The sequence below is a fragment of the Parvivirga hydrogeniphila genome (assembly GCF_023371205.1).
Lineage (GTDB): Bacteria > Actinomycetota > Coriobacteriia > Anaerosomatales > Anaerosomataceae > Parvivirga > Parvivirga hydrogeniphila.
Genome location: NZ_JAMCCO010000001.1, coordinates 598,084 through 611,017, shown reverse-complemented (window position 1 = coordinate 611,017; position 12,934 = coordinate 598,084). Strand labels below are relative to the sequence as shown.

The 12,934-nt window shown below is 66.5% G+C and carries 14 protein-coding genes; all 14 read right to left on the bottom strand.

Annotation, left to right across the window (positions count from 1 at the left end; translation table 11 throughout):
- Positions 1–5: 5 nt before the first annotated feature.
- The gene (locus tag MX659_RS03205; RefSeq protein ID WP_267192029.1) at positions 6–1,631 is read right to left on the bottom strand and encodes a putative manganese-dependent inorganic diphosphatase; all 1,626 of its coding nucleotides are present in this window, start codon (positions 1,629–1,631) and stop codon (positions 6–8) included.
- A 23-nt stretch (positions 1,632–1,654) separates the two neighbouring features.
- Positions 1,655–3,901 carry an ATP-dependent helicase gene (locus tag MX659_RS03200; RefSeq protein WP_267192028.1) on the bottom strand — a complete coding sequence of 749 codons (2,247 nt, stop codon included), beginning with the start codon at positions 3,899–3,901 and terminating at the stop codon, positions 1,655–1,657.
- A 43-nt stretch (positions 3,902–3,944) separates the two neighbouring features.
- Entirely contained in the window at positions 3,945–4,106 is a 162-nt protein-coding gene (locus MX659_RS03195) for a hypothetical protein (RefSeq protein ID WP_267192027.1), read from the bottom strand.
- 91 nt (positions 4,107–4,197) lie between these two features.
- Entirely contained in the window at positions 4,198–4,995 is a 798-nt protein-coding gene (gene aroF / locus MX659_RS03190) for a 3-deoxy-7-phosphoheptulonate synthase (RefSeq protein WP_267192026.1), read from the bottom strand.
- Positions 4,995–5,279 carry a chorismate mutase gene (locus tag MX659_RS03185; protein ID WP_267192025.1) on the bottom strand — a complete coding sequence of 95 codons (285 nt, stop codon included), beginning with the start codon at positions 5,277–5,279 and terminating at the stop codon, positions 4,995–4,997. The genes aroF and MX659_RS03185 overlap by 1 nt, the downstream gene beginning before the upstream one ends.
- A 129-nt stretch (positions 5,280–5,408) precedes the next feature.
- Positions 5,409–5,714, bottom strand: a complete 306-nt coding sequence (locus MX659_RS03180; protein ID WP_267192024.1) for a DUF234 domain-containing protein — start codon at positions 5,712–5,714, stop codon at positions 5,409–5,411.
- 12 nt (positions 5,715–5,726) lie between these two features.
- Positions 5,727–6,182: an ATP-binding protein gene (locus tag MX659_RS03175; RefSeq protein WP_267192023.1), complete on the bottom strand. Its 456-nt coding sequence runs from the start codon at positions 6,180–6,182 to the stop codon at positions 5,727–5,729.
- Positions 6,183–6,484: 302 nt separating this feature from the next.
- Positions 6,485–8,032: a glutamine-hydrolyzing GMP synthase gene (guaA, locus tag MX659_RS03170; RefSeq protein ID WP_267192022.1), complete on the bottom strand. Its 1,548-nt coding sequence runs from the start codon at positions 8,030–8,032 to the stop codon at positions 6,485–6,487.
- Positions 8,033–8,044: 12 nt separating this feature from the next.
- Positions 8,045–9,217 carry a GuaB3 family IMP dehydrogenase-related protein gene (locus MX659_RS03165; RefSeq protein ID WP_267192021.1) on the bottom strand — a complete coding sequence of 391 codons (1,173 nt, stop codon included), beginning with the start codon at positions 9,215–9,217 and terminating at the stop codon, positions 8,045–8,047.
- 197 nt (positions 9,218–9,414) lie between these two features.
- Positions 9,415–10,479: a redox-regulated ATPase YchF gene (ychF, locus tag MX659_RS03160; protein WP_267192020.1), complete on the bottom strand. Its 1,065-nt coding sequence runs from the start codon at positions 10,477–10,479 to the stop codon at positions 9,415–9,417.
- A 24-nt stretch (positions 10,480–10,503) separates the two neighbouring features.
- Positions 10,504–10,851 carry a hypothetical protein gene (locus MX659_RS03155; protein ID WP_267192019.1) on the bottom strand — a complete coding sequence of 116 codons (348 nt, stop codon included), beginning with the start codon at positions 10,849–10,851 and terminating at the stop codon, positions 10,504–10,506.
- A 99-nt stretch (positions 10,852–10,950) separates the two neighbouring features.
- On the bottom strand, positions 10,951–11,445 hold the full coding sequence (locus MX659_RS03150) for a hypothetical protein (protein ID WP_267192018.1): 495 nt from the start codon (positions 11,443–11,445) through the stop codon (positions 10,951–10,953).
- Positions 11,429–12,223, bottom strand: coding sequence for a hypothetical protein (locus MX659_RS03145; protein WP_267192017.1), 795 nt, complete (start codon positions 12,221–12,223; stop codon positions 11,429–11,431). Before MX659_RS03145 ends, MX659_RS03150 begins: the two co-directional genes overlap by 17 nt.
- A gap of 9 nt (positions 12,224–12,232) precedes the next feature.
- A complete protein-coding gene (locus tag MX659_RS03140; protein WP_267192016.1) occupies positions 12,233–12,775 on the bottom strand; it encodes a hypothetical protein in 543 nt (180 codons plus the stop codon).
- Between the last annotated feature and the right edge of the window lie 159 nt (positions 12,776–12,934).

The following is a 12,934-nucleotide window of genomic DNA, read 5'->3' as shown; positions in this document are numbered from 1 at the left end:
CTCGCTCACCGTGCCGTCGCCTCGATGAGCAGCGGTGCGAGCTGCTTCTTTCGGGACAGCATCCCGTCCGCCCATACCTGGCCATCGACGAGCTGCGCACCGAGCGCCCGTTCGAGCATGCGCGTCTTGCCGACCGCGCACAGCACGCTGCCCTCCTTGAGCACGTCTGTCACCATGAAGACGAGCAGGTCGTACGACCGGGCCTGCCGCAGCGCTTCGAGTGCTGCGCGCACGTCGCCGAAGCGCTCGATCGCCTTCGCTGCGTCGACCGTCTCGACCTGCCCGATCGCCACCACGGCATCGCCGACGCGGTACTCCTTCAGGTCGCGGGTCACCGCCCGCTCCACGTCGTCGTCTTCGGCGCGTGAGCGCGCATCGAACATCTCTAGACCGAACTCCACCGGCGTCACGCCGATGCGTGCAGCAAGCTCTTCTGCCGCCGCGACGTCGTGCGACGTGGTCGTCGGCGACTTCAGAAGGACGGTGTCCGTAAGGATGGCGGCGAGCAGGACGCCGGCGATCGGCGCAGGCACCTCCACACCGAGCTCCCGATACCGGGCCGCGACGATCGTCGCAGTGGCTCCGACGGGCAGGTTCACGAACAGCGCCGGCTGGCTCGTCTGCACGTCACCGATGCGGTGGTGATCGATGATTTCCACGACCTGCGCTTGCTCGATCCCGGGCGCGGACTGCGCCCGTTCGTTGTGGTCCACCAGCACGACGCGGCGACGGCGGCCGCGAACGAGGTCGGTCCTCGTCACGACGCCGAGCAGCCCACCATCGTGGTCGACGACGACGGCCTCGCGGTGCGGCGAGGCGAGCATGTCCTCGGCGATCTCCTCCACGAGGTCCTCAGGACCCACCAACGGCACGGTCGAGTCGAGCACGGTGTGCACGGGCCGCGCAAGGTCCGTCAGGCGAGCGGCCGCGAACGAGTCGTGCGGCGTGACGACCACGGATGCTCCGCGCTCCCGAGCGAGCGCAAGCACCTCGGGCTCGGGGGTCTCCCCGCCGGTCACGACGAGGCACGCCACGCCTGCCTCGAGGGCCATCGGCTGCGTGCGCTTCCTGTCGCCGACGATCAGCACGTCGCCCGGCTTGAGGTAGCGGCGCATCGTGTCGGGCTCCATCGCACCGACCAGCACGTCGCCGCTCACGAACGCGTCCGGCTCGCCCGCGACGACCGTGCCGTCGAGCACCTGAGCGAGGCTCCCGAGCCGAACCGGGCTGTCCGCGAAACCTCGAACGCTCGTCTCCTGGACGTAGCGCTCCGCGAGCGTCGTGGCGCTCACGATGCCCTCCACCACGCCGTCACGCACCACCGGCAACGCCCGGACGCCGTGTTCGCGCATCAAACGGCCCGCCTCGAGCACTGTCGCGTCGCGTCCGACGGCCACGGGCTGTTCGGTCATGACGTCGCGCACCCGCGTCTTGACGTGCAAGATCTCCTCCGGCACGTCGATCCCGAACCGCTCGAAGACCCACGCGGTCTCCGGCGGCACCGCACCGAGCCGCACGGGCACGTAGACGTTGTCGGAGTCGGTCCTGTTCTTCAGGTGCGCGTACGCCACCGCGGAGCAGATCGAGTCGTTGTCTGGGTTGCGATGGCCGAATACGAGGATGGGGCCCACTCGACGCCTCCTGTCTGCCTGCTTCACCCGTCGATCTTCCGAAGAGGAGCGTACCCCAGAAGCAGCTTCTTCGTCCCGAGGCCCGCGAATTCGACGACCACGGCGTCACCTTTCACTTCACGCACCGTGCCCTTCCCGAACGTCTTGTGCTCGACGCGATCGCCAGGCGCGAGCACCAGCGTCTCGCGCTCGCGCGGGCGACGCTGCTGCCCGGCCCCGAACACGCGCCCGCCGGTATCGCCCGACTGAGCGGAAGAAGACGCCCAGCGGAGCGAGCCCCCGCGGTCGCCTCTGCCACGGCCCGGCGCAGAGGTTCCGAAGCCGGACGAGCCGACGCCTTTGGTGCTCACGTACTCCTCGGGGATCTCCGTGATGAACCGGCTCGGCGGGTTCCACTGGTCGCTGCCGTACAGCGAGCGCGTGTGCGCGTGCGTGATGTACAGGCGCTCACGGGCACGCGTGACGCCGACGTACATCAGCCGGCGCTCCTCCTCGAGCCGCTGGGGGTCGTACATCGAGTTCGCGTGAGGGAAGATGCCGTCTTCCAGCCCGACAAGGAACACCACGGGGAACTCGAGCCCCTTGGCCGTGTGGAGCGTCATGAGCGTCGCCGCATCGTCGCCTTCTGCAAGCTGGTCGAGGTCGGTGCGGAGCGCCGCCCACTCGAGGAACGCCTCGAGCGTCCGCGCCTCGGGCTCCTCGTGCACCGCGTCGTACTCCTCGACGACGCCGAGCAGCTCAGCGACGTTCTCGACCCGGCCCTTCGCCTCGTCGGTGCCTTCGGCCAGAAACCGCGAGACGATGCCCGCGGCCGCCACGATGGCCTCGACGCGCTCGCGGAGCGGGCCTTCGGCGCGCGCGGCAGCGTCGGCCGCCTCCAGCGCCTTGCGCAGCTCGCCGAGGCGATTGCGCGCCGCTCCGCCTACCCACCCGTCGTCCACCGCGCTTCGGACCGCATCGCCGATCGGTATGCCCGTTGCGAGCGCACGGGCCTCCACGGCGTCGATGGTGGTCTTCCCGACGCCAGGCCACCCGCCCATCAGCCGCTTGTACGACTGCACGTCGGAGGGGTTCACGACCGCCTTCAGCCACGCCATCACGTCGCGGATCTCGGCCCTGTCGAAGAACCGGGTGCCGCCCACCAGGCGGTATGGGACGCCGGCTCGCAAGAACACGTCTTCGATGACGCGGGACTGTGCGTTCGTCCGGTAGAAGACGGCGAAGTCGGCGTACGCCCGCGACTCGCTCGCGCGAAGCCGCTCGATCTCCTCCGCGACGAACCGCGCCTCGTCGCGCTCGTCCTGGGCGACGTAGCGGACGATGGCCTCCCCGCCGACGTTCGCCGTCCACAGCGTCTTGGGCTTGCGGCCGAGATTGTTCGCGACCACCGCGTTCGCGGCCGCGAGGATCGTCTGGGTCGAGCGGTAGTTCTGCTCGAGACGGATGACGGTCGCCTCGGGGTAGTCCTTCTCGAAATCGAGGATGTTGCGGATGTCCGCACCGCGCCAGGAGTAGATCGACTGGTCATCGTCTCCGACCACCATGAGATTGCGGTGGCCGGCGGCGAGCAGGTTGACGATCTCGTACTGCGCGTGGTTCGTGTCTTGGTACTCGTCCACGAGGATGTAGCGGAACCGCCGCTGGTAGAACGCACGGGCGTCGTCGTGCTGCGACAGCACGAGCCACGCGTTCACGAGCAGGTCGTCGAAGTCCATCGCGTTCGCGTGCATCAGGCGCGCCTGGTACGCGGCGTACGCCTTCGCGGTCACCTTCTCCGGCGGCAGGACCGCGCGTTCGGCCGCCGCGTCCGGCAAGGCGAGCTCGTTTTTCAGCGTCGAGATCCGCGAGGCCAGCATCTTCGGCGAGTAGCGCTTCGGGTCGAGATCGAGGTCGGCCGCCACGGTCGCGAGCATCCGCCGTGTGTCGTCCTCGTCGTAGATCGTGAACTGCCGCGACATCCCCAACCGATAGGCTTCCGCGCGCAGCAAGCGCACGCAGAAGGCGTGGAACGTCATAACCCACATGCCGCGCACCGCAGGACCGATGAGGCGTTCGAGCCGCTCCCGCATCTCGTTCGCGGCCTTGTTGGTGAAGGTGATCGCCAGAATCTCCGCCGGCGACACGCCGCGCTCCCGCACGAGGTACGCGACGCGATGCGTGAGCACGCGCGTCTTGCCCGAGCCGGCGCCGGCCAGCACCAGAAGCGGGCCTTCGGTGGTGGTCACAGCGTCGCGCTGGGCAGGGTTGAGTCCGTCGAGGAGGTTGCTCATAGGGCGCTCAGTGTACCCGATGCGCGAACGGGTCGCTATGGCTTCACTTGACGAACTTGATCATGCTGAAGTGCGCGCCCGGGTTCTCCTTCAGGCACTCGTCGTGCAGCACCGTGCGCTCGCCCCGCACGTAGTGCACGTTGCCGCACTTGATGCACACGGGAAGACCGCACTCGTCGCAGTACCCGAGGCGCTCCTCGCCCACCGAGCCGCAATGCGGACATATCCTGCCTGCCTGGCGCTCCGTCACGAGCCTTGATCTCCGGTCGTATCGCGAGGGGGTCGTTGCGAGCGCGCTACGCGAGTGTCCGACCGATTGCACGTGCCACAGGCTCTAGTTCGGCGTAAAGGTTCCGTAATCCTGCAAGATCGAGCGACTGCGGCCCGTCGCACAGGGCCTCGCGCGGGTTCGGGTGCACCTCCACCATGACGCCGTCAGCACCGACTGCCACGGCCGCCCGCGCGCACGCCGGCACCAGGTCCGCCTGGCCTGTCGGGTGCGACACGTCGACGATGATCGGCAGCAGCGATAGCTTCTTCACGACGGGGACCGCGCTGATGTCGAGCGTGAAGCGGGTCGCGGTCTCGAACGTGCGGATACCGCGCTCGCAGAGGATCACGTTGTCGTTGCCGAGCATCGTGATGTAGTTGCTCGCCTGCAGCCACTCCTCGATGGTCGCCGCCATGCCGCGCTTGAACACGACCGGCTTGCGCGACTCCGCCGTCACCGCGCCGATCTTCTTCAGAAGGCTGTAGTTGGCCATGTTGCGCGTGCCGACCTGCAAGATGTCGGCGTACGCATCAACGAGTTCGACATGCGCTGAGTCGACGACCTCTGTGACGACCATGAGCCCGTACGCGTCGGCGGCCTCGCGCAGGAGTTCCAGACCCTTCTCTTCGAGGCCCTGGAACGAGAACGGGGAGGTCCTGGGCTTGTACGCCCCGCCTCGCATCACGCGGACGCCGAGCTCGGCGAGCACGGACGCGACCTGAAGCATCTGCTCGCGGCTTTCCACTGAGCAGGGTCCTGCGATGATCGTCACCGCGCCATCGCGCACAACTGCGTCAGCGGCACGTGCGGCGTCTGGAGCCATCAGTCTCTCAGCTCCTTCATCACGTGCAGGATCGCCTCGTAGATCTCCCGCAGGTTCTCGGCGTAGAGCGGGCCTGCGTTGCACCGCGCGAGGTTCGCGAAGATCTCCTCCTCGCGCTTCGGATCGTAGAGACCCCAATGCACCTGCGGCTTGAGGTGCCTGATCTCGAGCGCCAGGCGCGCCCGCTCGTTCAGGAGCTGCACGATCCTGCAATCGATCTCGTCGATGCGCTGCCTGAGCTCGGCGATCCTCGCCTGCGCCTCTGCGGAGAGGTCATCTGACATGCTGCGCTCCTTCGGGTCGGCCGCCTCACGGGCCAGCACGGCGTGCGAGTATTGTACCCGGGGAGCACGTCGGGAAACAGGTGGACGAGCTCCGGAGCCGCACTCAGGGCCTTCGGCTCCGTCAGCGACTCATACGCCGAATACCTCAGCGGCGGTGATCGGGACGGCCCCATTCGGGACGTTGTCGAGCCGTTCCCGAGCGCACACTGCGTAGACCGGCGACTCAGCGACGCTCGGCAACGCCTTTGACCTCTCGCGAAGCTCCCACACCAGAGCCGAGGCATCAACCTTCTTGCGCCACTTGGCCTCGCCGAGCAGGACGGCCGTTCCAGGCCGTCCCGAAAGCCCCACCGCGTCGATCTCCACGGAGCTGGCCTCGTTCCACCATGGACCGAGGGCGACGATGTCACGCGGAAGCTCGCCGTTTGCGATCATCCGGACGAGATGTCAGCGGAAGGCCTCCTCCCACGGTGCGCCCATCGCGTCGTCCAGGCTCGACTCGAGGAGCGCAGCAACCGGGGCCCCGAGCCCCCGCTCGATCTGCGAGCGGTATCTCTCAACGTACTTCAGCCAGAACGCCAGGTAGTTGTCGGCGATCCGATACCGCTTCCTCCGGGTGCGCGCAGGATTCTCGGTCACTGGCACTACCTGTTCGACGAGCCGTAGCTGCACGAGCCGAGCCAACAGCCGTGACGGCTCGGTTCCGACGGCATCGGCGATCTCTTGATGACGCGTACGCCCCGCTGCGATCGCCTTCAGCGCGATGCCGGCAAGGCCGCTCGCATCCCCTTCTGTTGCAAGCAGCAGCTGCCCTTCTGTCAGCAGAGGTGCTCCCGGGGTGCAGAACAAGCGCTCGATGTTGTCGCGGACAGAAGCAGACTGGTCCCACCATGAGAGATACATCGGCACCCCGCCGACCCGCATAGCAGGACCTTGAGTCTCGTCATGCCGCGGGCCCTGTCGAGGAACGCCCGCAGTATTCCTTCGATGTCCGGAGCCGTCGCCTTGATCTCGGGGAATTCATCCGGCACGAGGAGCAACGGCTCAAAGCGCGCTGCGGCCGCCAGAGAATCCAGCGCGTCGTCCCAGTTCGCGAAAGGTCGTGCGACAAGACCCCGAGTCGTTTCCACGTCCAGCGCAGCGACCGCCTCAGACAGTAGCGAGCGACGTAAGTAACCTCAGATGCGAGTTACGCGGCCCGCTCGCTACTCCCACTCGATCGTGCCGGGCGGCTTGCTGGTGATGTCGTAGGCGACGCGGTTGATGCCCTCGACCTCGTTCACGATCCGGTTCGAGATGCGTGCCAGCAGATCGTGCGGCAGGCGAGCCCAGTCCGCTGTCATCGCGTCAGCAGAGGCCACCGCCCGCACGATGATCGGATGCCCGTATGTCCGCTCGTCGCCCATGACGCCGACGCTCCGGATGTCCGGAAGCACCGCGAAGTACTGCCAGACCTGCCTGTCGCGGTCCCACGCGTCGATCTCCTCGCGCACGATCGCGTCGGCCCTGCGCAAGAGATCCAGCTTCTCACGCGTGACCTCGCCGATGATGCGCACGGCCAGCCCCGGACCGGGGAACGGCTGCCGATGCACGATCTCGTCCGGCAGGCCCAGCTCGGTGCCGACAGCTCGGACTTCGTCTTTGAACAGCCACTTCAACGGCTCGATGAGCTCGAAGTGCACGCCCTCAGGGAACGGGATGAGGTTGTGGTGGCTCTTGATCTTCGCCGCCGTCTTGCTGCCGGACTCGATGACGTCCGGATACAGCGTCCCTTGCGCCAGCCACTTCACGCCCTCGAGCTTCTGCGCTTCCTCGAAGAAGACCTTCCAGAACTCCTCGCCGATGATGCGCCGCTTCTGCTCTGGGTCGGTGACGCCTTTGAGCAGCGACAGGAAGCGCTCGGAAGCGTCCACGTGCACGAGGTTGACGCGGAACGCGTCGCGGAACGTGCGGACGACCTGGTCCGCCTCGTTGTGACGAAGAAGCCCGTGGTCGACGAACACGCACGTCAGCTGGTCGCCGATCGCGCGATGCACAAGCGCTGCCACCACGCTCGAGTCCACGCCGCCAGAAAGCCCGCAGATCACGCGGTCTGAGCCGACCTGCTCACGGACGCGCTCCACCGACTCTTCGATGATGTTCACCATCGTCCACGTCGGCGGGATGCCAGCGATCTCGTACAGGAAGTTGCGGATGATGCGCTGTCCGTGCTCTGTGTGCGCGACCTCGGGATGGAACTGCGTCGCGTACAACCGACGATCCGGGTCCTCCATGGCCGCCACCGGCGTGACCGCCGTGCTCGCAGTCGCGCGGAAGCCGGGCGGCAGTTCGCCCACGCTGTCCCGGTGGCTCATCCAGCACTGCGAGACCTCGGGGACGCCCTCGAACAGCGGACTGTCCGGGGCAGTCACGCGCAGCTCCGCGAAACCGTACTCGCCGACGTCCGTGCGCGGGACCGTGCCGCCGAGCTGCGTGGCCATCTCCTGGATGCCGTAGCAGAACCCGAGCACAGGGACGCCGAGCTCGAGTACCCGCCTGTCCATGTGCGGCGCGCCTTCCGCGTACACGCTCGCCGGGCCGCCCGACAAGATGATCGCGGCAGGTTTGCGCCGCTTCACTTCCTCGGCGCTGATGTCGAACGGCACGATCTCGCTGAATACGCGCGCCTCACGAACGCGTCGCGCGATGAGCTGCGCGTACTGCGCACCGAAGTCGAAGACGAGGACGGTTGGCTGCGACACGTGATCCGTCATCCGGCCGGCCGCCTACCTGCCCATGCCGACGCCTTGCGCCTGCTGCAAGACCTTGCCCTCGGTCTGCAGCGCAGGCGCGATCATGACCTCCGCCTTCTGGAACGACTTCAGGTTCTCGTAGCCGCACGTCGCCATCGACGTCCTGAGCGCGCCGAACAGGTTGAGCGTGCCGTCGTTCTCGTGCGCCGGACCGGCGAGGATCTGCTTGAGCGTTCCTTTCCGACCCGCGTACACGCGCGCGCCGCGCGGAAGGTCCGGATGGAAGGTCGCCATGCCCCAGTGGTAGCCACGGCCGGGCGCCTCTTCGGCGGAGGCGAGCGGCGAGCCGATCATCACCGCGTCCGCGCCGCACGCGATCGCCTTCGCGACGTCGCCACCGGTGCGCATACCGCCGTCTGCGATGACGTGACAGTACTGGCCGGTCTCGTCGATGTGGCGCAGCCGTGCCGCAGCCGCATCGGCGATCGCCGTCGCTTGCGGGACGCCGATGCCGAGCACGCGCCGGGACGTGCACGCATGGCCGGGGCCGACGCCCACGAGCACGCCGACCGCTCCCGTGCGCATCAGATGCAGTGCGCCCTGGTACGAGCAGCAGCCTCCGATGATGCACGGAATGCCGACGTCGCGGACGAACGCGTTCAAGTCGAGCGGTTTGTCGTACGAGGAGACGTGCTCAGCGCTCACGACCGTGCCTTGGATGACGAGGATGTCGAGGCCGCCATCAAGAGCGTACGGAATGTAGCGCTCGACGTTCTGTGGCGTAAGCGACGCTGCCGCCAGCACGCCGCCTGCCTTGATCTGCTTGATGCGCTCCGTGATGAGCTCGGGCTTCACGGGCTCCTGGTAGATCTCCTGCATGCGCGCCGTGGCCTCTTCCTTCGCGAACGACGCGATCGCGTCGAGCTGCGGCGCAGGGTCCTCGTACCGGGTCTGGATGCCTTCGAGGTTCAGCACTGCGAGCCCGCCGAGCTTGCCCATCTCGATGGCGAACGCGGGATCCACGACGCCGTCCATCGCAGAGGCGAGCACCGGCAGCTCGAAGCTGTAGGTCTTGCCCCGGAACGAGAACTCCCAGTGGATGTCCACGTCGCGCGGGTCGCGCGTCCTGCGCGACGGCACGATGGCGATGTCGTCGAACCCGTACGCGCGGCGTGCGGTCTTGCCCCGTCCGATCTCGAGCTCCATGCTGGCGGCGCCTCCTCTATCGACACAGTTCCCTGACAACGACCCGATATGCGACAAGGACCAGACCGTGACGCCCGAGAAGCGACTGCGATCTGGTCCACGATGCCCGGCGAACGGCCGGGGTCCTCGGTTCTGTGTATTCTAGGGGTTTCGCCGGCCCGACGGAACACCTCCGGCGAAGGTCTTGACGGATTTCCTCACACGTTGAATCGGAAGTGCATCACGTCGCCGTCCTGCACGACGTAGTCCTTCCCCTCCATCCGCAGCTTGCCCGCGGCACGGACGGCGGCTTCAGAGCCGAGCTCGTCGTAGTCAGCGAACGAGATCACCTCGGCCTTGATGAATCCGCGCTCGAAGTCGGAATGGATGACCCCGGCGGCCTCCGGCGCCTTCGCTCCGTCCCTCACAGTCCAGGCACGCACCTCTTTCGGACCTGCGGTGAAGAAGCTGATGAGCCCCAGCAGACGGTACGCTTCGCGGATGAGAGCGTTCAGCCCGGGCTCCTCCAGGCCCTCCATGGCAAGGAACTCCGCGAGCTCGTCCGGCTCGAGCTCTGCCATCTCGGCCTCGATCTTCGCGCAGATAGGGATCGGCATGAGCCCATCGACCTCAGGCAGAGCTTCACCCAGCTGCGCTTCGTCCACATTCGCCACGTACAGCATCGGCTTCATCGTGAGCAGGTGCAGGTCCCGCAAGTGCTCGCGCTCGTCGTCCGTCATCGCCATCGTGCGCGCACGGTGACCCTGCGAAAGGTGCTCGTACACGCGCTTCACGGTCGCGAGCTTCGCCGCATGCGCTGCGTCGCGCTTCGCGTCCTTCTCGATGCGTGGAAGCGCTCGCTCGACCGTCCCGAGATCCGCGAGCACGAGCTCGGTACGGATGGTCTCGACGTCCGAGAGAGGGTCCACGACGCCGGCCACATGCACGACGTTCGGGTCGGAGAAGAACCGCACGACCTCGACGATCGCATCGGTCTCGCGGATGTTCGCCAGGAACTGGTTGCCGAGGCCCTCGCCCTCGCTTGCGCCGCGAACCAGGCCGGCGATGTCCCAGAACTCGACCGTCGCAGGCACGACGCGCTCGGGCCTCACGATCTCGGCAAGACGGTCGAGCCTGCGGTCCGGGACCGGCACGATACCGACGTTGGGGTCGATCGTGGCGAACGGGTAGTTCGCTGCGTCGACCTGCTTGCGCGTGAGCGCGGTGAACAGCGTCGACTTCCCGACGTTGGGAAGCCCGACGATACCGATGGAAAGCGACACGCGATCCTCCTGGGGCTGGCGGTCCTAGAGGGAGGCGTACGGATCGAGCGGGTCGAAGGCCTGCACATTCCAGTCGATGCCCAGCTCGTGCAGCTTCTCGTAGTACTCCTGCTCGGAGTACTCCCGGTTCAGGATGTGGAACCGCGCTCCGTTCAAGCCGACGCAGTACGCGCAGTCCCGACAGTCGACGCACTGGACGCACTCGATGACGCTGTCGCAGTTGTGGCAGCTTATCGCCGCACGCGAGTTGTACACGTAGTTGCAGTTGCGGCACGCCTCGACGTTGAAGCACCCGTAGTTGTTGTGCTGATCACGGTCGTGCGTGTGCTCGATCTTCAGCCGGTGCCACTCGGCCAAGAATTGACGCTTCACCGCATGGCCTCCCTTCTTCCTGCCGAATGATAGCGCACTGAGACGGCATGAGGCCCCGGGGGCGGGGCCTCATGCTTGCTCGCCGTCGAGCGGGCCAGATCATTCCGTCAGCCAAGCATCCATCTCCAGCGATGCTCCTTTTGATGCCGACTCGATCTGTTCGAGAGTCACATCTCGTGCATACGACACGGGGAATTCTGTCGACAGGCCTTCTCCTTTCGGCCCAGGGGCGCGCCCCTCCCACAGGATGAGATCGCCGGTGTCCGCACACCAGCTCATCATGATCGTGTCCGATGTCCCGTCCCGGCGAGTCACCGCGTAGCTGACAGCGACAGTCCCATCCTGCGACTCTCGGGCCGCCGTCGCCAGGATCGCGCACATCTGCGCCATGGACGGCCTCTGCTCGCCACGCAGCACCAGCGCCACCTGCAGACGCGGATCGCCCTCCGGTGATTTCAAGACGCGGTACGTGTCGATCCTGTCACCGTGCACGCTCTTGATGCGCCGCTCGAGTTCTGTCCGACTGCACGAAACACAGGCGACGAGCAGAACGCACGAAACCAGCGCCAGCGCCGTCCTACCAGCTCTTGCCACTGTCCAGCGCCTTTCCCGAGTGCGCGTCGACGACCTCGACGCCTTCACCCCCGACCTCCTCGTCACCGGTACGGGCCTGCACCACCCACACCAGGTGCTGCACCCCCTGCAGGCTCTTCACGACCTCCAAGTTGTATGCCGTGCAGCACTCGACGGGGACTCCCAGCTCGCGCGCGGCGATCGATCGTGCCTCATCGCTGCCGACCTGTGGAGAGAGACCGACTGAAATGACGTCGTAGTCCTGCTCGACGCTCATCACCGCACCCGAAGACCCGTTCACACGGATCGCGATGTGGTCGCACGTTCGTACCGTGCCCGCGTACCGCCGGTACTCGACGAGGTATTCCGCCGTCACCGGATCGGTCCCCTCTTCCTTGCACGTGCAGCTCACTGCCATGCCTGCCAGCGACCCGCCCGCGTAGGCCCGGTTCGCCCACGCCGCCGCTATCGCTTTCGCCCGGCTCTCTCCGATATCGCTTGAACCTACCGGGGGAGCGTACGCCCGCGGGTCGGCATAGCGGAAGATGTACTGGCCGTTCCGACTCCAGCCATACTCCTCGCCGGTGAGGGCATCGACCCATTCGCTCAAGCCATCGACGCCCGAGAACACACCGTCGGCAACCGGGCGGAGCCGGACAGATCGAGCACCCGTGAGTCGCATCGCTTCCGAGCCGATGCGCTCAGCGGAGCTCAAGGCCTCGGCCAACGCCAGCCGCGCGCCTAGAACGGCCGTGACGCTCGATACGAGCAGGCACGCGCTCAGCAACACCCTCTTCATCGAAGCCCCCTAAATCTTCATGTTCAGCCCGACGTACCCGTGCGAGTCGTAGCCGCCTGCCAGGCCGAGGTGCTTCGACCGCACATAGGCCTCCCCGTCATCCATCGCCTTGTTCGTGTAGTTGCCGTTTGTGAGCGACCGCCAGTACCCGTACGAGTAGTGACCGGCCCAGCTGCCCATGGTGATGCTCTTCGAGAAGCCCATCGAATGGTCGACCCCCGCGTAGCAGCACGCCCACGGCAGGCTGTCTCCAGCGCTTCCCGGGTCGTTCAGGGTGTAGCAGCCCATCCAGATGGCCATCGAGCACGGCGTGTCCCCAGTGAGAGCAGCGATGTTGTAGTTCGCAGAACACGAGTCATACCGACCATTGACGACCGCATAGCCCTTCTGGATCTGGAAGTCGTCGGCGTTCTCGGCCACCGGCCACATCGCGCCGCCCCCGATGTCCGACCAATCGTTGCAGTAGTTCCTGGCAGTCTTTGCTGCGACAACCGCTGGTGTCACCAACATCATTGCCGCGAGCAAGACCGCGCAAATGACACGCGTACGCATCACGCCCCCTCCGGTGAACCCCTGCTTCCTGCTGCGCGAGCGCGTCCCCTCCCCGAACGATCACCCCTGAGCGTCTTGGACGGTCCCCCATGAGCAGCACATGTTCCGATCAGAACCTCGTCAAAGTTTCACGATTTCGAACGGCACGAGGCCCCGAAG